Annotated in this window: 25 protein-coding genes and 1 pseudogene; 10 read left to right on the plus strand and 16 right to left on the minus strand. The window is 45.1% G+C overall.

The window, feature by feature from the left end; genetic code table 11:
* Positions 1-45: 45 nt before the first annotated feature.
* A pseudogene (locus BC343_RS16330) lies at positions 46-831 on the minus strand (IS3 family transposase); the annotation flags it as partial.
* A 32-nt stretch (positions 832-863) separates the two neighbouring features.
* On the minus strand, positions 864-1,271 hold the full coding sequence (locus BC343_RS16335; protein ID WP_078348609.1) for a hypothetical protein: 408 nt from the start codon (positions 1,269-1,271) through the stop codon (positions 864-866).
* Between the two features lie 514 nt (positions 1,272-1,785).
* On the opposite strand from BC343_RS16335, the gene BC343_RS16340 reads away from it, so the two are divergent.
* The 4 genes from BC343_RS16340 to BC343_RS16355 all read left to right on the plus strand — a co-directional run bounded on the left by BC343_RS16340 (position 1,786) and on the right by BC343_RS16355 (position 6,765).
* Positions 1,786-2,730 (plus strand): bifunctional helix-turn-helix transcriptional regulator/GNAT family N-acetyltransferase, encoded by a 945-nt coding sequence (locus tag BC343_RS16340; protein ID WP_078348886.1) that lies wholly within the window; start codon positions 1,786-1,788, stop codon positions 2,728-2,730.
* A 241-nt stretch (positions 2,731-2,971) separates the two neighbouring features.
* Positions 2,972-4,735 carry an ABC transporter ATP-binding protein gene (locus BC343_RS16345; RefSeq protein WP_078348887.1) on the plus strand — a complete coding sequence of 588 codons (1,764 nt, stop codon included), beginning with the start codon at positions 2,972-2,974 and terminating at the stop codon, positions 4,733-4,735.
* A 163-nt stretch (positions 4,736-4,898) separates the two neighbouring features.
* On the plus strand, positions 4,899-5,474 hold the full coding sequence (locus BC343_RS16350) for an RNA polymerase sigma factor (RefSeq protein WP_078348888.1): 576 nt from the start codon (positions 4,899-4,901) through the stop codon (positions 5,472-5,474).
* Positions 5,467-6,765 carry an energy transducer TonB gene (locus BC343_RS16355; protein ID WP_078348889.1) on the plus strand — a complete coding sequence of 433 codons (1,299 nt, stop codon included), beginning with the start codon at positions 5,467-5,469 and terminating at the stop codon, positions 6,763-6,765. The genes BC343_RS16350 and BC343_RS16355 overlap by 8 nt, the downstream gene beginning before the upstream one ends.
* Positions 6,766-6,832: 67 nt before the next feature.
* Here BC343_RS16355 and BC343_RS16360 read toward each other — a convergent pair whose 3' ends face one another.
* The 10 genes from BC343_RS16360 to BC343_RS16410 all read right to left on the minus strand — a co-directional run bounded on the left by BC343_RS16360 (position 6,833) and on the right by BC343_RS16410 (position 15,276).
* The gene (locus BC343_RS16360; protein ID WP_078348950.1) at positions 6,833-7,558 is read right to left on the minus strand and encodes a DUF4197 domain-containing protein; all 726 of its coding nucleotides are present in this window, start codon (positions 7,556-7,558) and stop codon (positions 6,833-6,835) included.
* Between the two features lie 42 nt (positions 7,559-7,600).
* The gene (locus BC343_RS16365) at positions 7,601-8,632 is read right to left on the minus strand and encodes an inorganic phosphate transporter (RefSeq protein WP_078348890.1); all 1,032 of its coding nucleotides are present in this window, start codon (positions 8,630-8,632) and stop codon (positions 7,601-7,603) included.
* 20 nt (positions 8,633-8,652) lie between these two features.
* Positions 8,653-9,303 (minus strand): DUF47 domain-containing protein, encoded by a 651-nt coding sequence (locus BC343_RS16370; protein ID WP_078348891.1) that lies wholly within the window; start codon positions 9,301-9,303, stop codon positions 8,653-8,655.
* A gap of 48 nt (positions 9,304-9,351) precedes the next feature.
* Positions 9,352-10,416 (minus strand): sensor histidine kinase, encoded by a 1,065-nt coding sequence (locus tag BC343_RS16375; protein ID WP_078348892.1) that lies wholly within the window; start codon positions 10,414-10,416, stop codon positions 9,352-9,354.
* 85 nt (positions 10,417-10,501) lie between these two features.
* Positions 10,502-11,035: a YceI family protein gene (locus tag BC343_RS16380; protein WP_078348893.1), complete on the minus strand. Its 534-nt coding sequence runs from the start codon at positions 11,033-11,035 to the stop codon at positions 10,502-10,504.
* An 85-nt stretch (positions 11,036-11,120) separates the two neighbouring features.
* Complete coding sequence (locus tag BC343_RS16385) at positions 11,121-12,434, minus strand: carbohydrate porin (RefSeq protein WP_078348894.1); 1,314 nt, start codon at positions 12,432-12,434, stop codon at positions 11,121-11,123.
* A 28-nt stretch (positions 12,435-12,462) separates the two neighbouring features.
* Positions 12,463-13,107, minus strand: coding sequence for an HD domain-containing protein (locus BC343_RS16390; RefSeq protein ID WP_078348895.1), 645 nt, complete (start codon positions 13,105-13,107; stop codon positions 12,463-12,465).
* Positions 13,108-13,177: 70 nt separating this feature from the next.
* On the minus strand, positions 13,178-13,417 hold the full coding sequence (locus BC343_RS16395; protein WP_078348896.1) for a helix-turn-helix domain-containing protein: 240 nt from the start codon (positions 13,415-13,417) through the stop codon (positions 13,178-13,180).
* Between the two features lie 194 nt (positions 13,418-13,611).
* Complete coding sequence (locus BC343_RS16405; RefSeq protein ID WP_078348898.1) at positions 13,612-14,103, minus strand: hypothetical protein; 492 nt, start codon at positions 14,101-14,103, stop codon at positions 13,612-13,614.
* On the minus strand, positions 14,104-15,276 hold the full coding sequence (locus BC343_RS16410; RefSeq protein WP_078348899.1) for a THUMP domain-containing class I SAM-dependent RNA methyltransferase: 1,173 nt from the start codon (positions 15,274-15,276) through the stop codon (positions 14,104-14,106).
* Positions 15,277-15,359: 83 nt separating this feature from the next.
* Here BC343_RS16410 and BC343_RS16415 point away from each other — a divergent pair, with 83 nt between their 5' ends.
* A complete protein-coding gene (locus BC343_RS16415) occupies positions 15,360-15,728 on the plus strand; it encodes a DUF3127 domain-containing protein (RefSeq protein WP_078348900.1) in 369 nt (122 codons plus the stop codon).
* Between the two features lie 279 nt (positions 15,729-16,007).
* On the opposite strand, the gene BC343_RS16420 is transcribed toward BC343_RS16415, so the two are convergent.
* Complete coding sequence (locus tag BC343_RS16420) at positions 16,008-16,952, minus strand: T9SS type A sorting domain-containing protein (RefSeq protein WP_162276885.1); 945 nt, start codon at positions 16,950-16,952, stop codon at positions 16,008-16,010.
* 141 nt (positions 16,953-17,093) lie between these two features.
* On the opposite strand from BC343_RS16420, the gene BC343_RS16425 reads away from it, so the two are divergent.
* Together BC343_RS16425 and BC343_RS16430 are read left to right on the plus strand one after the other, a co-directional pair.
* Entirely contained in the window at positions 17,094-18,905 is a 1,812-nt protein-coding gene (locus tag BC343_RS16425) for a sensor histidine kinase (RefSeq protein ID WP_078348902.1), read from the plus strand.
* 128 nt (positions 18,906-19,033) lie between these two features.
* Positions 19,034-19,732 (plus strand): response regulator transcription factor, encoded by a 699-nt coding sequence (locus tag BC343_RS16430; RefSeq protein ID WP_078348951.1) that lies wholly within the window; start codon positions 19,034-19,036, stop codon positions 19,730-19,732.
* Here the strand turns inward: BC343_RS16430 and BC343_RS16435 are convergent.
* Both BC343_RS16435 and BC343_RS16440 read right to left on the minus strand, forming a co-directional pair.
* The gene (locus BC343_RS16435) at positions 19,725-20,339 is read right to left on the minus strand and encodes a hypothetical protein (protein ID WP_143822233.1); all 615 of its coding nucleotides are present in this window, start codon (positions 20,337-20,339) and stop codon (positions 19,725-19,727) included. The genes BC343_RS16430 and BC343_RS16435 overlap by 8 nt on opposite strands.
* Positions 20,326-20,691 carry a bleomycin resistance protein gene (locus BC343_RS16440; RefSeq protein ID WP_078348904.1) on the minus strand — a complete coding sequence of 122 codons (366 nt, stop codon included), beginning with the start codon at positions 20,689-20,691 and terminating at the stop codon, positions 20,326-20,328. The genes BC343_RS16435 and BC343_RS16440 overlap by 14 nt, the downstream gene beginning before the upstream one ends.
* Before the next feature lie 119 nt (positions 20,692-20,810).
* Between BC343_RS16440 and BC343_RS16445 the strand changes: the two genes are divergently transcribed.
* Complete coding sequence (locus BC343_RS16445) at positions 20,811-22,379, plus strand: M28 family metallopeptidase (protein WP_078348905.1); 1,569 nt, start codon at positions 20,811-20,813, stop codon at positions 22,377-22,379.
* 87 nt (positions 22,380-22,466) lie between these two features.
* Here BC343_RS16445 and BC343_RS16450 read toward each other — a convergent pair whose 3' ends face one another.
* The gene (locus tag BC343_RS16450) at positions 22,467-23,015 is read right to left on the minus strand and encodes a 3'-5' exonuclease (RefSeq protein WP_078348906.1); all 549 of its coding nucleotides are present in this window, start codon (positions 23,013-23,015) and stop codon (positions 22,467-22,469) included.
* An 80-nt stretch (positions 23,016-23,095) separates the two neighbouring features.
* Here BC343_RS16450 and BC343_RS16455 point away from each other — a divergent pair, with 80 nt between their 5' ends.
* Together BC343_RS16455 and BC343_RS31215 are read left to right on the plus strand one after the other, a co-directional pair.
* Positions 23,096-23,539, plus strand: coding sequence for a DUF6934 family protein (locus BC343_RS16455; RefSeq protein WP_078348907.1), 444 nt, complete (start codon positions 23,096-23,098; stop codon positions 23,537-23,539).
* Positions 23,540-23,573: 34 nt separating this feature from the next.
* Complete coding sequence (locus BC343_RS31215; protein ID WP_202909810.1) at positions 23,574-23,726, plus strand: hypothetical protein; 153 nt, start codon at positions 23,574-23,576, stop codon at positions 23,724-23,726.
* Positions 23,727-23,781: the final 55 nt, after the last annotated feature.

Consider the following 23,781-nt stretch of genomic DNA (forward strand, 5'->3'; position numbering starts at 1 on the left):
CTGAATCGTCCTGAAATAAGTTGACAGATTTTACGATAGTCCCAGTTACGTGAGTAGCTGGGATTTTTGTTTATAAACACTTTGAGGTGTTTTCATCTTCAAAGATAAATGCGGCCGGTAATTATTGTACAGATCAACAGCTTCTTCTGTTAATAATTTTGCATGCAATTTTGATTTTAGTACGTTGCCTAAGCCAAACTCTTCCTTTAAAGTTCTATTCATCCGTTCAGCCAGTGCATTCTCATAAGGATCTCCATTTTCAGTCATGCTGATTTTGATCTGATGCTGATTTGCGATACTTACATATTCTGCACTACAGTACTGCATCCCCCGGTCTGAATGATGTATAAGTTGGTGCTGCCTGTTTTTTCTGTTCCTGATAGCCATTTGAAAGGCCTGCTTCATTTGTGCCGCTTCCATGTTATCAGCTATCGCATAATCCATTATCTTCCTGCTATAAGCATCGGTCACCATATTCAGATAACAATTGCCCTCATCTGTTTTGAGATAGGTAATATCACTTACCCATACCTCATCGGGACGTTTTACAACGATATCTTTAACCAGGTTAGGGTATTTTCTTAGCCAATGCTTTGACATGGTGGTTTGTATGTATCTGCGTTTAGGCAATATCAGCATCCCATTTTTCTTTAACAGGGCAAACAGTTTATCCCGCCCAAACTTGATCTCCTGCGCTTGCAAGCTATCTCTGATCTGATGATGAAGTTTTCTGCCACCTAAACGGGATAATACTTTCCGCTCCTTGTCAACAAGCTGCTTTATTTGCAGTTCCTGTTCGTTCTTTTGCTCCTGCTCTTTGCAGTGCTTATAGAAATATTGACGGCTATATCCTAAAACGTTAGCTACAAATCCAACGGTTCGTCGGTCTCGCTTCGAGCCTGTTCTGTAGCTTCTGACAACAGGCTCAAATACTTTTTTCTAATATCAGTATTCAACCGGCTGTCGGCTATATCGATAGCTCGGTTCAAAACTTCTTTCTCTTGTTCCAATCGCTTTAGCTTCTTTTCCAGTTCCCGGATCTTCTTATTGGGTGTATCTCTTTTCATGGCTTCTGATTCTTTCCAATCTAATCTACCATGTTTTCGCAACCAAACCAACACGGTGCTTTTACCCTGGATGCCATAACGCAACTGCGCCTGCTTGTAAGTAAGTTCGCCTTTTTCTACTGCGTCTACAATCTCCAGTTTAAATGATAAACTGTAATCTTTTTGGGTCTTTCTCTGATAGGCCTTAACTTCTTGTTCTTTCATTTGTTAACACTTTTTGTGTCAACCTATTTTAGGACGGGACAAACTACTTTATAAAAGAAGGGGATGGCCGTTTGGTTATCCCCTTTTTTATTTTATTACCACTAATTTTTCGAATGAGAGCGAATTGCACGAATTGATTTGCAGCGGCTTCATTTTAGCCACAGAGGGCACAGAGATTTACGCAGAGGTTCACAGAGAGCTTTGCACATCGGCGAGAGAGCGTTTGGCATTATTATTTCACGCAAAGACGCTAAGCCGCAAAGTTTTTTTTCCAAGGGCACAAAATGATAACTAAAGCCAGCAGATAGAAGTTGAATATTTACGACTTACCAACCTCATTTTCTCTTTAGGTCTTAGCGCCTGCGTGCTCAAACTAACCACATTACAGGCTCTGTGTATCTCTGCGTAAATCTCTGCGCCCTCTGTGGTTAAATAGCCAATTCTACCCGCCAGCTTGCATATCTCAAAATCAATTCATAATTTTACGTAATCAATTACGTAATTAATATTACTTATGGAATTTTATAATAAAACAGGCAAAATGGCACTCGGCAGCAGGTTAAGAAGGTTAAGCGAAAGCCTTACCGAGCAAGCTGCAAGTGTATATCAATTATATAACATCGATATTAACCCTAAGTGGTTCCCCGTATTTTATGTGTTGGCAGAAGGAGAGCCTAAAGCAATCATGCAAATAGCGCAAGAGATAGGGCACTCGCACCCGTCGGTAAGCACTATTGCTAAAGAGATGGTGAAAGCAGGTATAGCCATGGAAGCCGCTAATCAGCCCGATGCCCGGAAAAGCTACATCACTCTCACCGAAAAAGGCTGGGTAGTGAACCGCAAGATACAGGCACAATATACCGATGTGAATGCTGCCATTGAAAACGCCCTTGCCGAAACACAGTACAACATCTGGAAAGCCATTGAAGAATGGGAGTTTCTGCTGGAGCAAAAAGGCTTGCTGGAACGTGTGCAGCACGAACGTAAACAACGAGAAAGCAAAGCTGTGCAAATAGTGGATTATAGGCTCGAACACGCACAAGCCTTTAAGCAGATGAACGAAGAATGGATAAGCCAATACTTTAAAATGGAGGAGTCCGACTATAAATCGCTCGACCATCCGCAGGAATATATATTGGATAAAGGCGGGCACATATTTATTGCCATTTATAATGGTGAACCGGTGGGTGCATGTGCGCTTATTAAAATGAACGACGAAATGTTCGAGTTGGCAAAAATGGCGGTATCACCCAAGGCTAAAGGGCTGGGCATTGGTTATTTGCTTGGGCAGGCGTGTATTAATAAGGCTAAAGCGATGGGCGCAACCAAACTCTATTTAGAAAGCAACACCATCCTGAAACCGGCTATTAACCTCTATCATAAACTGGGCTTTAAAAAGGTTACCGGTATACCTTCGCCGTATGAGCGTTGCAATATCCAGATGGAATTGGTGTTGTGATATTGATTTGCTGCGTGGCTATTTAACCACAGAGAAGACAGAGAGAAAACCGCGGAGGCTCACAGAGGGAACTACAAAAGCCAACTCGTTAAATCTCTGAAGACTAACACTGGCTCTGCAAACCTCTGCGTAAACTCCGCGCCCTCTGCGGTTAAACAACACAAACCGCCTATTTAACGGCATTGTCAAATTAAAGGGAATGAGCTTCTTAGCCGTTCCTTTTTTTTAGTTTTGCATCCAAATGAAAATACTCTTATCTTATTTATCAAAATATAAGTGGATAGTAGTGCTTGCTTTGGTGCTGGCTGCTATCAACATCGGCTTCTCCTTATTAGACCCCATGATCACCGGGAACATTGTAGACAAGTACATGATCCCGCCTAAAGATGGCAAAGTGCTGTCGTTCGACGAGCGCTTCCACGGGGCAATTATGCTGGTTTTGTTGGCAGTTGGCGCGGCCATGGTATCACGCGTAGCGAAAAACTTCCAGGATTACTTCACCAGCATCATCGTACAAAAAACCGGTGCCGAAATGTATGCCGATGGTTTAAAGCACTCGCTGGAGCTGCCCTTCCAGGTTTTTGAGGACCAGCGCAGTGGCGAAACTCTGGGCATCCTGCAAAAAGTAAGACTCGATTGCGAAAAGTTTATCACCTCGTTTATCAGCGTGTTATTTGTTAGTTTGGTGGGTATGGTGTTCGTTATTGTTTACTCGCTAACAGTAAGCTATAAGGTAACACTGGTATACTTTGCGGCTATACCTATTATAGCTATGGTGAGTTCGCTGCTAAGCCGCCGTATTAAAACCATTCAAAAAACAATTGTAGGGCAAACTACGGCACTGGCGGGTTCCACTACCGAATCGTTAAGGAATATCGAGCTGGTAAAAAGCCTCGGGCTTGCCAAACAGGAGATAGAACGCCTTAACAAAACCACCTACAAAATACTCGACCTGGAGTTAACGAAAGTGAAATTTGTACGCAGCATGAGCTTTGTGCAAGGCACCACCGTAAACTTTGTACGCAGCGCCATGGTGGTTGTACTGCTCATGCTGATATTTAAAGGTGAGCTTAGCCCGGGTAATTACTTCAAATTCCTGTTCTATTCGTTTTTCCTGTTCAACCCGCTGCAGGAGTTGGGTAACGTAATTTTATCGTGGAGAGAAGCGCAGGTATCGTTGGGCAATTTTAGTAAGATATTAAGCATTCCTATTGATAAAAAACCGGAAAAGCCTGTTTTGCTAGAGAAGATAGACACATTAACCTTCAGCAACGTAAGCTTTAAACACCTTACGGCCAATCGTAATGCGTTAAACAATATCAGTTTCGAAACCACCGCCGGTCAAACTATTGCCTTTGTTGGGCCATCAGGCTCGGGTAAAAGTACACTGGTGAAATTACTTGTTGGTTTGTATCAGCCATTGGAAGGTGATGTAGCCTATAACGCAATATCGAGGGAAGAAATTGACCTGGACCAGCTGCGCGAAAAAATTGGTTTCGTTACGCAGGATACCCAATTATTCTCGGGTACCATCCGTGAGAACCTGCTGTTTGTTCGCCCGGATGCTACTGATGAAGAGTGTATGAACGCCCTGCACCGCGCAGCCTGTCAAACTTTGCTTGCCCGTGCCGATAAAGGGCTGGATACTGTTATTGGCGAAGGCGGCGTAAAAGTATCAGGTGGCGAAAAGCAACGTTTATCTATTGCCCGCGCCTTACTGCGCAAGCCCGATATTTTGGTGTTTGATGAGGCTACGTCATCGCTCGATTCAATCACCGAAGAAGAAATTACCGCCACCATACGCGATGTATCTATGGTGAACGATCATATCACCATCCTGATAGCGCACCGCCTGTCAACCATTATGCATGCTGATAAGATATTTGTGCTGGAGAAAGGGCATATCATTGAAGCCGGTAAGCACCACGACTTGCTGGAGCAAAAAGGTTTATACTACGCTATGTGGCGCCAACAAATAGGCGAAAAGTTTTCGGTAGAAGCTTAAGCCATTTATAAAATAATGCCATGCCGCCCGCAGTAACCCTGTTGGGCGGCATTTCTTTTTGTGCTTTTTATGGCATCCATCTCTTACTATATATCCTAAAAAGAAGTTCTCGGCAAAAGCAGATTTCCATAAGCCGTAAAAAAAAATTAATTTGTGGCTTTGAATGAACTTCTTCAGAAAACCAGTTAGGCCCGATGATACCGCAGATGAAGAGCTGGTAAGCAGCTATCGCCTGAACGCCGATATAGGCGTACTGGGGAAACTGTATGAAAGGCATATGCCCCTGGTATACGGGCTTTGCTTAAAATACCTGAAGGATGAAGAGCCGGCACGCGATGCCGTGATGGCTATTTTTGAGGAGCTGGTGGTAAAGCTGAAACAGCACGAGGTAAAACAGTTCAGGAGCTGGTTGTATGTGCTTGCCCGCAACCATTGTTTAATGCAATTGCGTGCCGATAAAAAATTACCAACAATTGGGATAGACGACTTTATGGAATTTACCCCGGTTTTGCATCCTGATGAAAACGAGGGTGATAAAGAGGAAGCATTGCAGGCTTTGGCACGATGTATGGATAAGTTAACCGCTCCGCAGAAGCAAAGCGTCAACTTATTTTATATAGAAGAGAAGTGCTATAAAGAAATAGCAGAGCAAACCGGTTATACCTTAAACGAAGTAAAAAGTTATATACAAAACGGCAAACGCAACTTAAAGCTTTGCCTCGAGAAACGCCGTGGATAAAAGCAGGGCCAACATATTGCAGATACAGAAGTACCTTAACGGGGAGCTTGATGCCAAAGCTATGCACAAACTGGAGCGCGAGGCACAGGACGATCCGTTTTTGATGGATGCGCTGGAAGGCTATCAAAGCAGCGGTAATCAACAAGCTAATTTGAATATACTGGCCGGGCTACTGGATGCACGCGTAAATAAAAAAGAGCGCCGCATTATCCCCTGGATGACTATTTCGATAGCTGCGGGTGTGATAGGTTTTATGGTAGTTGTTGGTTTGCTTTATAAAGGCAGCAATAACCCTGTAGAGCCCCAAATTGCGCAGACCGTAGCCCCTGCCACTACATCAAAGCCCGATACTGTACAAACTGTAACGCCACCTGTAACAACTGATAAACAAGTTGAAGTAGCAGCATTGCAGCCGGCTAAACCAATTCAAAAGATTACCAACCATGCAACTGCCGATGGCGGCAGGATGCAAGCTAAGCCTACCAATGCCAGTGTACTTGCCCTTGCTGATACCATGCGCGGAGATGTTCTGAAAAAGACGCCGGGCGATGGCATGCCTTTGGATGAAGTGGTTATGAACACCATCGCTATACAAAGAGATACTGTTGAAATGCCGCTTACAGTTGCCGTGGCAAAGCGCAGCATATCGCAAACGCTGGAGGGAAAAGTTGCTGGTGTAAGTACATCTGAAGTGAAAAAGCCGGCGAGCGGGTACGAGTTAGCCAAGCTTGGCATACCAACACAATACGTTACGCCGGTAGTACCTAAAGACAAGGTTATCCCGCCCGGAGCCATTGGCACCGCATATACCAAGCCCGAGTCATCTAATGATTATAAAATCATTGGTAATGCCGAACAAATAGGTGGTAAAAATGAGCCGGGATTAATTGCGTTCGGAAATGCCAGCAAAGCCGTCAATACCAATTTATCTAATAACCTTAATACTAATGCCAACTTTTTAAGGGCAGATACGCAAGCCGGGTATGATTATTCAAAATCGGATGTTTTAAAGCCGAACGCCCTGGCTCATCCCGAAAAAGGCTGGGTTATGTACCAGTTGTACCTTTCGCAAAAATGCACGGTGCCTGCGGGGCAGAAGGCCGGAAAAGTGGAGTTAAAGTTTACAGTTAGCCCTACCGGCGATATCAGCAATATTGTGGTAACCAAAAGCCTCAGCACATTGGCTGATAAAAAAGCCATCCAGATAATAAACGAGGGCCCTAAATGGGCAGGCAATGCCAACGGCAAACCCGAAGAAAAAACATTGCAGCTGGAGTTTGTGAATAAGTAGAAACAAAAAAACCATTACGCCATTGCCTGTGCAATAACGTAATGGTTTACGAGGGTGTTAACCCTACTTATTGTTTCTTATTCTTATCGTAGTAACCAAATACTTTTTGCAGCAGCGGCGTAGTACGTGCCGATAGGTTTTGGCGGATATTCAACTCTTCTTTAGCAATCTCTACAAACAAACCGTCGATAGCTTTTTGAGTAACGTAATCAGTTATATCAGGGTTTATTTTGGTTACAAAAGGCACTTTATTGTAAGCGGTAGCGGCATCGCCGTAGTATTTGGTTGCCCCTACTTTATTTAAGCTGGTTTGTATAATAGGCTTAAAATTTGCCGATAGCTGCAGCGTGGTAGTGCGTTTAAAGTATTGCGTGGCTGCATCCTGGTTGCCTAACAAAATGTTGGTAACATCGGCAATGGTCATTTGCTTAATGGCGTTTACAAATACCGGCTTGGCGCTTTTTGCGGCATCTTCTGCAGCGCGGTTTAGCGACAGTATTACATTATCTGCCAGTTTACCCAAGCCAATGCTTCGCAAGGTTTTCTCTGCCTTTTGTGCTTCGGGCGGGAAAAGTAATTTAATGGCAACATTGCCAAAGAAACCATCAGTTGCCGATAGCTGGTCGGAGCTTTTGCCGGTGCCAATTTCAAGCGCCTGTTTTAAGCCGTTGGCTATCTCCAGGCTGCTGGGGTTGCCGTATTGTTGCACGGTGGTTTGGGCTACCTGGCTAAGCGTATCGCAGCCCGAGAACACCAAAAATATAAAGGGAATAAAGAGTAACGTTTTTTTCATAGCATGCATACAGCAAAAGTACTGCCAATAAAACGCAATTTTTTACGATAAAGCGTGTACCAGGGCAAATACCAGCCCGGCAAGTACAGCCGAGATAGGGATAGTAATTATCCAAGCCCACACCAGGTTAATAGTTACACCCCAACGTACTGCCGATACCCTTTTGGTTAAGCCCACACCAATGATAGAGCCTGTGATGGTGTGCGTTGTTGATACCGGTATACCAAAGTTTTCGGTAATAAACAATGTTACGGCACCGGCGCTCTCTGCAGCAACACCTTCAAGAGGGGTTACTTTAGTAATTTTGGTACCCATAGTTTTTACAATTTTCCAGCCACCGCTCATGGTACCTATCGCTATAGCGCTATAGCAGCAAATAGGTATCCAGTTAGGCATGGGCGCACCCGAACTTATTACTTGCGATGATACCAGCGCTACGTAGATAATACCCATTACCTTTTGGGCATCGTTACCTCCGTGTGCAAAGCTTAACGCTGCAGATGATATCAGCTGCCCGGTTTTAAACCATTTTTCGGCACGCGATGGTTTTGCCCTGCGGCACAGGTTAAGGATGATAATGGTAATAACGTAGGCAATTATCAAACCTATGAATGGCGCTAAAAATATGTAAGCTATAGTGGTTAAAACTACTTTGGTGTTTACCGCAGTAAAGGCGTTGGCGCCCATATACATGGCGTTGGTCATGCCGGCGCCGGCAAAGCCACCAATAAGAGTGTGCGACGAGCTTGACGGGATACCAAACCACCAGGTGATAAGGTTCCAGGTAATGGCAGCGCATAAGCCGGCAAACACTACCTGCATGGTAATAAACTCGGTAAGTACGGTTTTACCTACGGTGTTAGCAACCTCAAAGTTGCCGCCGTGGAAGCCCCAGTACCTTACGGCAATGTAGGCCAAAAAGTTAAAGAAAGCTGCCCAAAGCACTGCCTGGAAAGGCGTTAATACCTTGGTTGATACTATTGTTGCGATGGAGTTTGCTGCATCGTGAAAGCCGTTGATGAAATCAAAGATTATGGCAAGGCAAACAACAACAACTAATAAAGTGGTAACCATTTAAAGGGGATTTGCGTTGGTTATGCGTTTTTAACTAATATCGATTCCATTACGTTAGCAGCATCTTCGCACATATCTGTAGCGGTTTCTAACGCAGCTAATATCTCTTTGTATTTTATAAGGCGTATGGCGTCTGTTTCGTATAAGAACAAATCGGCAACAGCACGGTCGAAAACGTAATCTGCCTGGTTCTCTACGCTGTTAATGCGTATGCACGAGTCGGCAATGGCGCGTACGTTGCGCAGGTCCTTCAGTTCGCGCACGGCTTTATCCAAGTCGCCGGCAGCCTGTAAGATCAGGTCAGACAGCTTGCGGATGTGCTCGTTAAAATCATCTATCTTATAAAGCGCCATGCGGTTGGCAGCACCGTGTATATAATCGGCAACATCATCAATAGCTGTTGCCAGCGCATGTATGTCCTCACGATCAAACGGGGTAATAAAGTTTTTGCCCAGTTCCAGGTATATCTGGTGGGTAAGCTCGTCGCCTTTGTTTTCCAGTTTATCTATCTGCCTGAACAATTCTTCGCGCGTAGCTGCATTGTTGCTGTTTACGGCCTCAACCAAAACGGTAGCCATAGTTATCACGTTGCTTGCAGCTTGCTCAAACAGCGGGAAGAATGTTTTTTTGTCCTTTGGGACGAAGTACTGGAAAATACTGTTAAGTGACATTTTATGAGATATTTGGCGTAAAGGTACGGTTGCAATGTTAAATTAATGTTAACTTTTTAACACTGGTATATTTGGGAAAGGTAACGTCTGTTTTGTCTTCTGTAAAGTAAAGCCAAATGTAGAGCCTAAGCCCTCGGTGCTGCGTACATTAATGGTTTGCTGGTGCGCCTCTATAATGTGTTTTACAATGGCAAGCCCCAGCCCCGAGCCGCCAATTTGTCTCGAACGGCTGGTATCGGTACGGAAAAACCGTTCAAACAGGCGCGGCAGGTACTTTTCTTCTATCCCCATACCATTATCGGTAACTTCTATCAGCACCTGCTCGTGCAGGGTAAATATGCTCACAGCAGTTTCGCCGCCTTCTTTGCCATACTTAAAGGAGTTATCTATAAGGTTCACCAATACCTGGCGTATTTTCTCGCGGTCGGCGTTTACGTATATGCCTTCGTCGTATTTTTGCTTGAAGGTGAGCTTGATGTTATGATGCTTAGCTTTTAGTTCCAGCCCTTCAAAAACATCCTTAACCAAATCGTTTATCTTGAATTTGCTGTAATTGATAGGTATTTCGCCCGATTCAAGCTTCGAGATCTCATCAAGGTCCTTAATGAGGTAACTCAACCTGTCAACATTCTTTGATGCTTTTTCGAGGAAGTTGCGCGCCATTTCCTTATCGTCAAAGTCGTCGTCCTGCAAGGCTTCTATGTAACCCTGTATAGCGAAAAGCGGTGTTTTAAACTCGTGCGATATGTTAGAAAGGAAATCGCGGCGAAAACGCTCCTGTTTCTTCAGGTCGTCTACCTCTATCTTTTTAAGGCGTGCCCACTCTTTCACTTCTTCTTCCACATCTTTTATAGGGTTGGCGGTTACGTGTTCGCCAAGGGCATCGCGCAGGTCGCGGCCCAGTTTAAGGTTGTGGATGAGTTTGTAAATGAGTTTTATTTTTGAGTAGATGTATTTCTCTATCAGGTAATAGAATACAATGTAGCTGCTGATAAGCGTCACCAAAAAAGTGATCATCATATCGTACCATTTATGCTGGAAGTAATAGTTTACCGCCGAAAGGCTTATGGCAACCGCAGCGGAGTTAATCAGGACGAGTACGCGCAAATTCATACCGTAAAGTTACACTTTATGCAGCAATGATATGCTAAGCGCCCCTTACGCAGCGAGTTAAATAATTGTTAAGTATTAACAGGTGTTATTTAGCGGTTTCTACGTCTATTGTAATAGTAGCTTCGTCAGATAAGGTCATGGTGCTGCCGCCAATGCCAAACTCTTCGCGGCTAATTTTAAAGCTGCCTTTGATATATGCAGTAGTAGCATTGGTAACATAGCTAAAGGGTACCTCTATTTGTTTGGTTTTGCCTTTTATGGTAAGGTTGAACTTCCCCACAAACTTATCAGAACTCTTTTTGGCGAACGATACCGACGACATAGTTATCTTGGGGTATTTAGCCACATCAAAAAACTCCTCGTTTTTAATGTGGTTATCGCGCATATCGTTATCAGTAGTAATGGTGGTAACATCGGCAACGGCTTCCATTTTACTGGTAGCAAGCTTCGCCGGGTCAAAATCTACATTAGCCTCCATTTTCTCGATCCTTCCGCCCGTGTTTATACCCAGGTTTTTTATCTTGAAAGTGATGGATGACTTGGTAACGTTATTCTTTAGCTGCGCAAAGGTGGCAGTGCAAGTTATCAGTAAGGCAAAAACTAAAAGTACTTTCTTCATATAAAATGTATTCTGTCCGTCCGTCCGGAAGTGCCGTTATTTTTGTCCGACAAATTTACAAGCCATTGGTTTAACAGCAAACTTATTAAAACTCCACGTGCGCCCGCAGCGAGAATATGTTTACCGGTCCCCTGTCTGCGTTATAAGCCGGGTTGGCAATAAACTGGTAATCGGGCGAGAGCCATAATTTATGCTGATATGCGTTCACCTTATAATACAGCTCGGCTATCAGTTCGTGTGCGTAGTTGAGTTTGCCATCGCCAATAATAAAGCCGTAACCGCCTGCTGCCAAGTAATCTTTATGCGGATCGGATAAGCCGTTGGCTACAAAAGCAAGTCCCAGTTCATCATCCTTACGGCTCCAGCTTTCGCCTTTTAAAACGGCACCAAGGCTTAGCGAGCGGTCTATCTCGGTAAATGCCCAGGTTTCGGTTTTGCCATCGTTATAGCTTAGCTTGGCAAATACGCCAAAGTTCTTACTCAGGTATTGGTCGGCATTAATGCCGAAACCCCATTTATGCTTGCCGTATACATTATTAGTATCCACAACCGGGGCGGTAGGGTTTTGCGCAATGGCGTAGCGGTAATCGCCCATTTTGCCATTGTTACGGAAACCCAAAATGCGGAAGGTGCCCTTTTGCCCGTTTAGCTGGTAGCGCTTTTCGTACTCCAGCGTTTGGGTGTTTGCTCTGCCAATACGCTCATCCCAAATGGCACCGTTGGCTGTTGTGGTGGTCATGGTAAAGGCAAAACGCAGCGCCCAGGTAGGGTGCCCCAGTTCTGCCATTGCGCCCATCACATAGCCGCGGGTATTGGCGGGATAATCCCATGCGCCGTTACTCATCAGGCTCCAGTTCATAAACTGCGAACGCGCATCGTGGCTAAACTCGTTGCCATCAAAAAAATCTGCCATGCCAAATTTGCCCACCGTAAAATTGAGGTAGCGTTTACTGCGCACGCCTGCCAATTGGTTCACATCATCCGCAAGGGTATCTTTCTCGTTGCCCCACTCAAAATTTTGCGAAAAGTACAGGCGGGCAATGTATATTTTAGGCTCGGCTGCACCTACCCTAAAAGTTTCGCCATTGGGGAAGCCGGCAATACCCAGCGTTTTGCTCAACCCCGAACCGCCCGACATCTCAGTGTTGAAATATCCCGAAGCCCCTTTCCATAACCTTGCCCCGCCGAATAGCGTAGTGGTTAACGATGTTTGGGTTTCTTTTGCTGTTGAGAGGCTGTTATCGCCACTATAGGGCGCACTAAAGCCAAGTTTCGATTGCGTGATAACCGTTTGCTGAAAGTGTAGGTTAAAGCGTTGCTGCTTGAGCGTATCTTGCGCGCTGGCTAAGCTACTGATAAACAGTAGCGCCGGTGCAAAAATGAGTAGGGGCTTTTTCATTGTTGCTATTAACTAAATAAGGGGGTGTTTATTGCACCTCGCTGTAAAATTGTTCCAGGTATACCAGCATAAAATCGTGCCGTTGCTGCGCCATGTATTTGCCGGTGCGGGTGTTCATTTTATCTTTCAGCAAAAGTAGCTTTTCGTAAAAGTGGTTTATGGTAGGGGCAACAGTGTTTTTGTACTCCTCCTTGGTCATGTTCAGGTTGGGCTTTATCTCGGGGTTGTAAATTTCGCGGTTTTTAAACCCACCATAAGTAAAAGCCCGGGCAATACCAATAGCGCCAATGGCATCCAACCTATCGGCATCCTGCACCACCGCAAGCTCGGGCGAATGGAAAGTAACTTCGCCAAAACTCGCCTTGAACGACATGTGCCTGATAATTTGCTGCACATGCTCTACCACATCGGCATCAACTTGTATACTATTAAGGAAATCTCCTGCGGTTTTGGGGCCAATCTCTTCATCCCCACCATGAAATTTGCTGTCGGCAATATCATGCAGCAGGGCTGCTAATTCAACAATAAGGTGGTTGCAGGTTTCGGTCTCGGCAATACGGCGTGCATTGGTGTGTACGCGTTGTATATGCCACCAGTCGTGCCCGCCTTCGGCATCTTTAAGGGTTTGCTGTACAAAGGCGGTTGTTTGGGCTATGATATCTGCGTTGCTCATTGCGGGTACAATTTGCTGCAAATATATTTATTTAAAGGGGCTAAGGCCCCTCAATTTCTACGGGCAGAAATTAAGCAGCCTCGGCACTATCTGTGTTTACCAGTTCCATCAGGTCGATGTTAAATACATCAGCTATCTGGAACAGGCGCTCAAGGGTTATTTTGGTATAACCCAATTCTATCTTGCTGTATGCGTTTTGCGATATATTTAGCTTTGCTGCCAAATACTCCTGGGTGTAGTTAAGTTCTTCGCGCTTGTTGCGGATGTTTGTTGCTACCGCTTTTACTTTATTGTTTAACAGGTTCTTCATTATACTGCTTAGGGGAATTCAAATAATACTATACAAACGAGATTTTTTTAGGGGCGGATTTCTATTTATATGGTTTAAATTAAATTTTTTTCAAAAAAATGTGTTCGCGCACAAAACCGGGCGCTCTAAACGCAAAAAAAGCGGCGGATTTTTCCCCGCCGCTTTCGCATATTATTATATGGTATGGCTAAAAATTACAGGTCGTACTTAATCACAACCGTTGGGAGTAAAGTAGCTGAGTTTAAGGGGATTTGGTCGCGCGCTATGATGGGTTTACGGCTATTATAGAAGGCATAAGCCGCTTTTTGCACTTCTGCCTCGCCCGATGCCGGGTAATTGTAACCTATTGAGAATGGAATAATAAAATCGTGGAATTTTTCTTTGTCGGGGATTATCCATTTTTTTGTCGATTTTTTTAACGCCTCAATGATAGGCATAGTCAAAATATAATCGTCGGCATAGTAAATTACGATGCGTGTAATGTTGCCGCTCACATCGGCTGTAAACTTAAATACAGCGGTGCCTGTAGCCATCCGCGATTTGATATCGCTACCCACCTGCAGGCTATCTTTAAAGAAACGCGCCATTATGGGGCTACCTCCCTGGAAGGGGAATGCCAGCGTACCTTCCTGTGCTTTGCAGGCAACTGATGCTAACAGCAGGGCAATAAAAAGTATCTTCTTCATTTATTCTGTTTTTGGTTCGCGTTTGCTGCCTTCATACAATTCGTATTCAAAAAGGCGGCAATCCAGCTTACCGTTATAAAACTCAATTTTGCGGCTGGCGCGCAGCCCTATCTTCTTTGCCAGGTCGGGGTTGCCGGTAAATACGTAACCACGGTAGCCCAGGCATTTCTTTTTCAGGAAATCGCCTACACGGGCGTAGGTTAGTTCCAGCTTGGTATGCGTACCCAGGCGTTCGCCATACTCGGGGTTGAACATGATCACCCCCGGGCCTTCGGGTACCTCGGTATCCGCAAAGTCACAAACAGCAAAATCAATTAAATGTTCTACGCCGGCGGTATTTGCATTTTTACGGGCAATATCTACCGCATCTTCCGATAGGTCGGTAGCTATAATTTTAAAGCCAAGGGCTTTCTTGGCTTTATCTTTTAATGCACGGCGTTCGGCAAAAAATACGGTTTCGTCGTAACCCATAATGTGCATAAAGCCATAATTCATCCTGAACAAGCCGGGGTGTTTATCGGTAGCCATCAGCGCAGCTTCTATAGCCAGCGTACCCGAGCCGCACATGGGGTTAATGAAGGTACTCTGCGCATCCCACCTGGTAGCCATAATGGTTGATGTTGCCAAAGCCTCCAGCATAGGCGCCTTACCCGGTATTTTGCGGTAGCTGTGTTTGGCAAGGGTTTCGCCCGATGTATCTAAATAAATATCGGCACGATCATCCTGCCAATACAGGCTCACTACGGTTTTGTTGGCATCGGCACCGCTGTTTGGGCGAATGCCTTTTTTTGCCTTTATGCGGTCAACAATAGCATCTTTTACCTTCACATTGGCAAAAAGTGGCGTAGTGATGTGCTTGTTGTTTACGTTGGATGCTACCGAAAAATAGCCCGAAAAATCTATCAGCTCTTCCCACTCTATTTTCACCAGCTCGTTGTAAAGCTCGGTGGGGTCGGCAGCGGTAAAGCTCTTTAATAAATATAGCACCTGGCTTGCGCAGCGCAGGTTCAAATTAAGGCTGATGGTATCGGCAACGGTGCCAACCAGTTCAACGCCTGTTTGAAAAACACGGGTGGGCGTAAAGCCCAGTGCTTCAACTTCCTGCTGCAGGTAAGGCGAAAGCCTTTTGTTGCAGGTGATAACGATCTTACTCTCAGTGTGGAAAACTTGCATAGTATAATTGGGCAAATTTATGAATAAATAACCCCCGTTTTAATTTCTTACTGCTAACTTTACATTTTAAATTTTTCGGAAGCATGGAAATTAAAGGTAAAGTATACGAAGTGAGCCCAACCGTACAGGTTACAGAGTCGCTTAAAAAGAGAGAATTGATCATCGAGTACATCGAGAACCCTCAGTACCCTGAGTATATAAAATTCGAAGCTATACAGGACAGGACAGCCCTGATAGACAATGTTAAAGTTGGCGATGATGTAGAAGTTTTCTTTAACCTGCGCGGCCGTAAATGGACCGACAAAATGGGTAAAGTAGTTTACTTTAACACTTTACAATTATGGAGAATTAACCCATTGGGCGCTGCCGGTAGCACTGCCGCCGCTGCACCTGCTTACGCAGCCCCTGCAGATATCAGTTCAACCTCTGCTGACGACGATCTACCTTTCTAAGTTATTGGTAAGTAGAGAGTGGTGAATGGTTGTTGAATCGGCTATCACATCGCTTAAAACATAAAAGGCTTTTCGATTAACCCGAAAAGCCTTTTTTTATTTTGTGAGTTCTCCAACCACTCAATCCTCCGGGTTAATAGTGAGTAGAGAGTGGTGAATAGTTGCTGAAATGGCTACAGAACTTCTTGAACAAAAGTGTTTTACGTTTTTCCGTAAGGCCTTTTGCTTTTATTAGCGAGCTTTCCAACCACTCACCATTCTCTATTCTCTGCTCACCAACTACTCCTTCACTATCCTCTTCACTGCAACCGCAGTACCCTGTTTCACGGTTAAAAAGTAAATGCCATTGCGTGGCAGGCTTATTTTTTTGCTGAAGCTGCCGCCTGTGGCTTTATCGCTCCAGAGGGCTTTGCCTTCGCTGTCGGTTAGTTTTACATCGGCAGTGGTTTTAGCATCAAGGCTGAAGCTTAGTGCAGTTTTGCCGGTAGAGAACTCGGGCGAAAGGTTCAAATCGTTTATATCCAGCGTAGTTTTATCGGTACCGGCTATGCGCTTGGCTGTTTCTTTACCGGCATCGCTTACGCGGAAACTCATGCGGGTGCTTATGCCATCATTATCGGTAGTGGCAAAGTTGAACGTTTGGGTGTTTTTACGGTTGAACTCCATAAAACGCCCGCCGCGTGGGCCTTCAAAACGAAAAGGCATATCCATTGGCATTGGCGGCTCGCCATCCAGTTCTATACGGCGCTCGTCATCAAACCGGAAATTACCGTCGCCATCGCCAAATTTAAAGGCAAAGGTGCTATCGCCACCGGGCACTTTCTTTAAGCGGAAGTTGAACTTCTTGCGGATGCTGTCGCCCATTTCTACATGGAAAGGCATATCGGGCCCGCCATCCATACGGCGTTCAATAACTACATCATCATGGTTTTTATCGCCTTTAAAGCGTTTGTTGCGGCGTATCACAATATCTCGCTTACCATCCTTATCCATACGGTCGAAGGTGATGTTGCCCATTTTGTTTATCTCGCCCAGGGCTTCTTTGCGTTCGTCGGGCGTTAGTTTTTTAATGTCTTTACCGTTTATGGTGGTATCGCCGTTGGTTATTTGTATCTCTATGTTTTTGGGGCTTTGTGCCAGCACCAATGGCGGTAAACCCAAAATGGCAACTAAGCTAAGCGAGAAAACTATCTCGAGGCGGGGGTGTGAGAAAAGGTTCTTCATTGTTTTCATGATGATCTAAGTTTATTAAACCAAAGGTATAAAACAGGTATGTATCAATATGTTAAATGCTTACAGCGCAAGTGTTAAAAATTGTTAAATGCGCCCACCGTCAGGTTAATTAAAATATTTTTGCTTTATCGAATGAAAAAGAGAAGTATTAGTTTAATAATAGGGCTAATGGGCTTTGCACTGTTGGGTGTGGTGGGTATGCAGTACTCTTTCCTGCGCCAATCGTACCAAATGCAGTCGGACGTGTTTAGCCGCACGGTTGATGAAGCGCTTAACAGCGTTGTTGCCAAGCTTGCCAAGCAGGATGCCATCACCTTTCTTACAGCAAAAACACGCATACGCACTAACCTTAACGGCACCACCGAAGAGGCTACCCGCATCAGCATAAACGGCAACAGCCTGAATACCGACGACTCCATCATTATCAAAAAAAAGCAGAACAAACGCGAACGCAAGCTTGCCATACTGCGCGATAGCCTGAAGCGCATGATGCTGCACAAAAAGATGGACGATGAGATATCGGCATTAACGCAGCAGGGCACGCTTAACCTGCGCATACGTATTGAGGAGTTTACCGATGAGTATGGCAACGTACAAGGGCGTATGATACCCGAGGTTGTGAAAACCCCGCACCCTGCCAAAACACGCATTTATAAATACGATACCGTTCGCGGCACCTATATCGACCCGCAATTTGGTCCGCAGATAATTACCGTTGCCAAGCTTAATCCGCTTTGGGTAGAGCAGCAAAAACGCATACAGAAAGACCGCCAGGTAATGCAGATAAAGAAAATGCTGGAGGCGGATTCGCTGGAGAACCTGCCGCAAAGCACATCAAAATCTAACGTGATAGCCAACCTTGCCGAAGAATACCGCAAAAGCAACGAGCCGCTGGCAAAACGCCTGAATGGTTTCTGGGTAGATTCGTTGCTGCGTTTCGAGTTGCATAACCGCGGTATATTCCTTCCGTTTAGCTACGAGGTATCAACCGCTAATAGCGATTCGCTCATCTTCTCGAGCGCGATGGATACTGAGGGGCAGAAGCCAAAATTTGTGGAGACCAACAGCTACCAGAAAGCCATCTTCGCTAACGAAATTGTGAACGACCCGGGCATGATAAAAATAGCCTTCCCGCAAAAGAACTCTTTTATATTGGGTAACATGAAGGCTACCATGGCTACCACCGGTACGCTGTTGTTTGTGGTTATCTTCTGCTTTGGGTACACCATATTCTCAATACTGCGCCAAAAGAAAATATCGGAGATGAAGATAGATTTCATCAACAACATGACGCACGAGTTTAAAACCCCGGTATCAACCATAATGATAGCCAGCGAGGCTTTAAAGGATGATGAGATAGCCGAGGATAAAAGCCGCGTAGCTCGTTTGGCAAATGTGATATACGAAGAGAACGTGCGCCTGGGCAGCCATATAGAACGTGTGCTGAACATTGCCCGTATAGAGAAGAACGACTTTAAGCTGGATAAAAAGCCTGTTGACGTTAACGAGATGATAACCGCCGTATTGGATAGTATGGCGCTGAAGCTGCAAAAGTACGATGCAGTTACGCACTTAAACCTCACCGAAGATAGCACCACCATTATTGGCGACGAGCTGCACTTTAGCAACGTACTGTATAACCTGGTTGATAATGCCGTAAAATACAGTAAAGATGCGCCGGATATTACCATTACCACAATAAAGCGTGGTGCCGACGTTTGTATTAAAGTAGCCGATAAAGGCATTGGCATGAGCCGCGACCAGCAGAGCAAAATTTTCGAACAGTTTTACCGCATACCCACCGGCAACCTGCACGATGTTAAAGGCTTTGGGCTCGGGCTTAGCTATGTAAATACCATTGTGAAACGCCTTGATGGTACCATCAGCGTGAAAAGCGAGAAGGATAAAGGCTCGGAGTTCGAGCTGAAATTCCACGCGGTGTAACACAATTGCTGTTTGGCGGTCTTACTAATATATTGATAAACCTTGCGGTGTGCGGCTTGTCCGTCCGTCCGCAGATACCCAACCTACAGGCACTCGCGGACAAAACCGGGTTGCTGCACTTAACGCAAATGAAGAAAATACTACTTGTTGAAGACGACCCCAACCTTGGGCTTTTGCTGCAAGACTACCTGCAACTGAAAGGTAAGTTTGATGTGGTGCTTTGTAAAGATGGCGAGGAAGGGCTGCGCGCTTTCACCAAGCAAACTTACGACCTGCTGATACTGGATGTAATGATGCCCAAAAAGGATGGCTTTACCCTGGGTAAGGAGGTGCGCAAAATAAACCCTGATGTGCCCATCATCTTCGCTACTGCAAAAGCCATGATAGAGGATAAAACGCAAGCCTTTACCCTTGGTGGCGATGATTACATTACCAAACCTTTCAGGATAGAAGAACTGCTGTTGCGCATAAACGCCCTGCTGAAACGTACCGACAAAGGCGACGCTAAAAAAGCCCCCGACGATAACCCCACTACCTTTAAACTGGGCAGCTATAATTTTGATTACACCGCGCAAATGGTAACCCGTGGCGATGTGCACCAAAAGCTATCAACCAAAGAAGCAGAACTGCTGCGCCTGCTATGCCTCCGCAAAAACGAAGTACTCACCCGCGAAGAAGCCCTGCTGAACATTTGGCACGATGATAACTACTTTAACGGGCGCAGTATGGATGTGTTTTTGAGCAAAATACGCAAGTACCTGAGAGAGGACCCATCGGTAGAGATAATTAACGTACACGGCAGAGGATATAAGCTGCTGATCAATTAACGGGCGTTTTAAAGTAGCCGCGTAAGTATAGCGGATGCTTGGCAGTTTTGCCGCCTTCGGTTATCACTTCAGAAAACTCAACATCAATATACCCGCTGATGACTTTTGCTGTGGCGTACTCTTTTTGATGTAGCACCAGCTTTTGCTGCGTTACCCGGTAAGTTGTTTTTTGCCCGGCAACGAGCATGGGCGATACAATTTCGGGCTCGAAATTAAATTGGCGGTTGCCGATATTCGCCTTAAAAGAATTGGAGTAAGCGGGCTCGCCATCCCGAAAGGTAAGTAATATTGTTCCGTCGGGTTTCTTGTTGGCATAGCAATACCTGATGTTGTAACCGCCCTGCACATTGGTTTTGCAATCTGCCGTAAAATATAGATGTGCTTTATCGGCTTTAGTAATTTCCCCATCTATGGCTTTACTGATCCTCCCCTTATCATCCTTGGTTATATACCAGGCGTATGCCCAGTGTTTGGTGAAAGCGAAACTCGTTTTAGGGATTGGGTTAATAACTACTGGCTTGTAAACTGTATCCTGTGCAAAGCATTTGCCGCTGTTTAAAATATAGGCACCGGCTAAACAGATGGGCAATAAGTTAATCCTCATCATCAAACCCCGCTATATTTTCGCCGAAGTGGATAATGTTGCCGCCATTATCTAAAATGCTGAACTGGCGCATTCCCCAGGGCATATCAGTGATGTCGCCATTGGGGTGGATAATGCCGTGTGCCTTGTACTCCTCGTACAGTTTATCAACTTCCGTTATGTTCACATAGCAGCCTGTGGCTTTGGGTATCTCCGGGTCGGTGCAGGGCCAGTGGTGAATATAGATGCCGTCGCGGCTGAAGATGAGGTAGCCATCCCAATTATTGTGGAAGGTAAAGCCCAGCTTTTCGGTATAGAACTTTATGGTTTCATCCGCATTGAGGGAGGCTAATATGGGTATGGCGTAGTTGAACATGACGATGGGTTATTTGCCTAAATATACCTCATTTAATTCCTTCCGTGTAACAACTTTGTTAAAACGAATTTCAGTTTTATTTAAATAAGTTTGCTCATTGCTTAATTAACTGATTTACAATGAAATTAAAACTACTTTACACCTGTATGGCACTTACAGGGCTGGCAGCCAGCGCGTTCGCTCAGGAACCTGTTGATGCAGCGGCTGTTGCCAAAATTCGTGAAGAAGGCTTAAACCACTCTAAAGTGATGGATATTGCCTTCAACATTACCGATGTTTCGGGCCCGCGCCTATCTAACTCGCCCGGCTTAAAACGCGCCCAGGATTGGGCAGTAAACCAACTGAAAGAATGGGGTTTGGCTAACGCTAAGCTTGAAGCATGGGGCAAATTTGGCAAAGGCTGGGAAGTGCAGAAAAACTACGCTGCCATCACCGTGCCTTACTACCACGCCATCATCGCCATCCCCAAAGCATGGACCCCAGGCACCAACGGCGCTATTAAAGGCGAAGTGGTATTGGTGAAAGCCGATAGCATTGCCGACCTGGAAAAATACAAAGGCAACCTTGCAGGCAAAGTGGTAATATTTGATACCAAACCACTTACCGAGCGCAGCTTTAAACCGGATGCATCGCGCTATACCGATGAAGAGCTTGATAAAATGGCACAGGCAACTGCCGCACCACGCGGTGGCAATCGCAACAACGCATTCGACCCTAACTCTCCTATGATGGTTGCCCGCCGCAAAATGATAGCTATGCGCGCTGCCATGAGCACCTTTTTTGTTGAGCAAAAAGTGGGCTTGATATTAAGCCAGGCACGCGGTACCGATGGTACGGTATTTACCACCAACGGTGCATCGTACGCCGATACCGCAAAAGCTGTTGCCCCCGAACTGGAAACCAGCAGCGAAGATTTCCAACGCATTTTACGCCTGGTGAAAGCCGGTAAAAAGGTGGAGATGGAAGCCGATGTAAAAACCGAGTTTTTCACTAAGGACCTGCAAGGCTACAACGTACTTGCCGAAATACCGGGTACCGATAAAAAACTGAAAGACCAGGTAATTATGATAGGCGGGCACTTCGATTCGTGGCACGCAGGTACCGGCGCTACAGATAACGCTGCCGGCAGTGCTGTTATGATGGAAGCCATGCGTATACTGAAAGCTATTGGCTTTAAACCAAAACGCACTATCCGCATTGGTTTGTGGAGCAGCGAAGAGCAGGGCTTATACGGCTCGCGCGGTTACGTTGCCAACCACCTGGGCGACCCAAAAACCATGGAACTGAAACCAGAGCACGCCAAGCTTGATGCTTACTACAACCTTGACAACGGTACGGGTAAAATTCGTGGTGTGTACTTGCAGGGCGATTCGCTTGCCGGCCCTATATTCAAGGCATGGCTGGAGCCCTTTAAAGACCTTGGCGCTACCACCATTACTGTTGGCAACACCGGCGGTACCGACCACCTGAGCTACGATGCACTGGGTTTACCCGGCTTCCAGTTCATACAGGATGGTATAGATTACAACACCCGCACGCACCACAGCAACCAGGATACCTACGAGCGCCTGATAGAAGACGACCTGAAACAAGCCGCAACTATCGTAGCATCGTTCGTATACCACACCAGCGAGCGTAAAGATATGATACCGCGTAAGGAATTGCCTAAAGCGGCGCCTGCAAGGTAAGCCCCCTAACCCCCGCTGGTTAGCGGGGGAACAGGAGTTATACACAACAAAAAAGCGATTGGTCATCCCAATCGCTTTTTTTGTTTCTTAGTTATTCAATATCCACCAAAGTATTTTGGCTATGTTTTTTGCATCATCAACGCCGCGGTGGTGGGTGCCTTCTAAGGGGATGTTGAGTATGTCTAACGCGCCTGCCATGCCTTGTTCAAAAGGCAATTTCTTTTTGAGCGCGAACAAGGTTTTCACATTGATATGCGAGGGGCTGAACGGATACCCCACACCCGCCGCCGTGCTTTGCCGCTGAAACTGCTTGGCATCGTACCCGCCGAAGCTTGCCCAGGCACGGCTTTGGGTTAGGTATTGCTTCTTCAGTATCGCGCAGCCTTCTTTATAGCTTACGCCCTCGGCGGCTACCATTTCGGGTGTAATGGTGGTAAGCGAAGTGCAAAACTCGCTAATGGTGGAGCGCTCAGGTTTTATCAGGATACCTCTATTATCGGTAATTTCACCGGTGTTTACATCCAGCAGGCAAATGCCAATTTCAATAATATCGCTCTCCATGCCCTCGGGCGCAGCGCCCTCCCAGCAAGTAGCTTCAACATCAACTATCGCTATTTTATCTAAAAGTTTTGCCATGATAGCCAAATGTAGCGGAAAGAATGTTCGCAGGCGTCAATTGCATTTGAATTTATTTTTGAAAATCTTATTATTACCTGATGCATTTAGAAAGTTATGATTACAAAGCCGGTAAAGATTTTCAAGAATTTTCTTTTTATAGCGAAGGTCCCAACGGAAAGATAAAAAAGAAAATCATCTATTCTAAATTTCAGGATGATCCTACTATTTACAATTTAGCATTTGGAGATGAAAGTTCGGTTGATGGAGAAATTGATGATAAAGCTGTAACTGATAATAAGGATAGAGATATAGTATTGGCTACTGTAGCAAAAACGATAAATAATTTTTGTGACCATTTCGGTAATCATCTGATTTATGCTAAAGGGAGTACGCCGGCGCGAACAAGATTATATCAAATGAGTATTAGCCGCTTGTATGCCGAAATTAGCATGGATTTTGATGTTTTTGGGATAAAAGACAATGAATTGTATACATTTCAAAATAACGTTAACTACGACAGCTTTTTGATTAAGAGGAAATAAATGGTTATATTTGATATAAAAGAAAGGAGTTGTGATGACTATAGTTAAGAAAACAAAAAAAGGCGAAGGCAAAATGACTATCGACCCTAACATGAAAAGCCATGCTAACGATCCCTTTGTTTTAAAGAAAGTGGCAGAAGCTAAAGAAACCCTTAGCAAATTGAAATTACCGGATTATTTAAAATAGTCGAGATACAACTTAAAAAAAAGCGATTGGTCACCCTAATCGCTTTTTTATTATA

Source organism: Mucilaginibacter pedocola (genome assembly GCF_002013915.1).
Lineage (GTDB): Bacteria > Bacteroidota > Bacteroidia > Sphingobacteriales > Sphingobacteriaceae > Mucilaginibacter > Mucilaginibacter pedocola.

What these genes read in the sequence shown, in the direction of transcription:
- BC343_RS16335 (WP_078348609.1), bottom strand. Translation starts at nt 1,271, where the DNA reads ATGAAAGAACAAGAAGTTAAGGCCTATCAGAGAAAGACCCAAAAAGAT.
- BC343_RS16340 (WP_078348886.1), top strand. Translation starts at nt 1,786, where the DNA reads ATGGAATTTTATAATAAAACAGGCAAAATGGCACTCGGCAGCAGGTTA.
- BC343_RS16345 (WP_078348887.1), top strand. Translation starts at nt 2,972, where the DNA reads ATGAAAATACTCTTATCTTATTTATCAAAATATAAGTGGATAGTAGTG.
- BC343_RS16350 (WP_078348888.1), top strand. Translation starts at nt 4,899, where the DNA reads ATGAACTTCTTCAGAAAACCAGTTAGGCCCGATGATACCGCAGATGAA.
- BC343_RS16360 (WP_078348950.1), bottom strand. Translation starts at nt 7,558, where the DNA reads ATGAAAAAAACGTTACTCTTTATTCCCTTTATATTTTTGGTGTTCTCG.
- BC343_RS16365 (WP_078348890.1), bottom strand. Translation starts at nt 8,632, where the DNA reads ATGGTTACCACTTTATTAGTTGTTGTTGTTTGCCTTGCCATAATCTTT.
- BC343_RS16370 (WP_078348891.1), bottom strand. Translation starts at nt 9,303, where the DNA reads ATGTCACTTAACAGTATTTTCCAGTACTTCGTCCCAAAGGACAAAAAA.
- BC343_RS16375 (WP_078348892.1), bottom strand. Translation starts at nt 10,416, where the DNA reads ATGAATTTGCGCGTACTCGTCCTGATTAACTCCGCTGCGGTTGCCATA.
- BC343_RS16380 (WP_078348893.1), bottom strand. Translation starts at nt 11,035, where the DNA reads ATGAAGAAAGTACTTTTAGTTTTTGCCTTACTGATAACTTGCACTGCC.
- BC343_RS16385 (WP_078348894.1), bottom strand. Translation starts at nt 12,434, where the DNA reads ATGAAAAAGCCCCTACTCATTTTTGCACCGGCGCTACTGTTTATCAGT.
- BC343_RS16390 (WP_078348895.1), bottom strand. Translation starts at nt 13,107, where the DNA reads ATGAGCAACGCAGATATCATAGCCCAAACAACCGCCTTTGTACAGCAA.
- BC343_RS16395 (WP_078348896.1), bottom strand. Translation starts at nt 13,417, where the DNA reads ATGAAGAACCTGTTAAACAATAAAGTAAAAGCGGTAGCAACAAACATC.
- BC343_RS16405 (WP_078348898.1), bottom strand. Translation starts at nt 14,103, where the DNA reads ATGAAGAAGATACTTTTTATTGCCCTGCTGTTAGCATCAGTTGCCTGC.
- BC343_RS16410 (WP_078348899.1), bottom strand. Translation starts at nt 15,276, where the DNA reads ATGCAAGTTTTCCACACTGAGAGTAAGATCGTTATCACCTGCAACAAA.
- BC343_RS16415 (WP_078348900.1), top strand. Translation starts at nt 15,360, where the DNA reads ATGGAAATTAAAGGTAAAGTATACGAAGTGAGCCCAACCGTACAGGTT.
- BC343_RS16420 (WP_162276885.1), bottom strand. Translation starts at nt 16,952, where the DNA reads ATGAAGAACCTTTTCTCACACCCCCGCCTCGAGATAGTTTTCTCGCTT.
- BC343_RS16425 (WP_078348902.1), top strand. Translation starts at nt 17,094, where the DNA reads ATGAAAAAGAGAAGTATTAGTTTAATAATAGGGCTAATGGGCTTTGCA.
- BC343_RS16430 (WP_078348951.1), top strand. Translation starts at nt 19,034, where the DNA reads ATGAAGAAAATACTACTTGTTGAAGACGACCCCAACCTTGGGCTTTTG.
- BC343_RS16435 (WP_143822233.1), bottom strand. Translation starts at nt 20,339, where the DNA reads ATGATGAGGATTAACTTATTGCCCATCTGTTTAGCCGGTGCCTATATT.
- BC343_RS16440 (WP_078348904.1), bottom strand. Translation starts at nt 20,691, where the DNA reads ATGTTCAACTACGCCATACCCATATTAGCCTCCCTCAATGCGGATGAA.
- BC343_RS16445 (WP_078348905.1), top strand. Translation starts at nt 20,811, where the DNA reads ATGAAATTAAAACTACTTTACACCTGTATGGCACTTACAGGGCTGGCA.
- BC343_RS16450 (WP_078348906.1), bottom strand. Translation starts at nt 23,015, where the DNA reads ATGGCAAAACTTTTAGATAAAATAGCGATAGTTGATGTTGAAGCTACT.
- BC343_RS16455 (WP_078348907.1), top strand. Translation starts at nt 23,096, where the DNA reads ATGCATTTAGAAAGTTATGATTACAAAGCCGGTAAAGATTTTCAAGAA.
- BC343_RS31215 (WP_202909810.1), top strand. Translation starts at nt 23,574, where the DNA reads ATGACTATAGTTAAGAAAACAAAAAAAGGCGAAGGCAAAATGACTATC.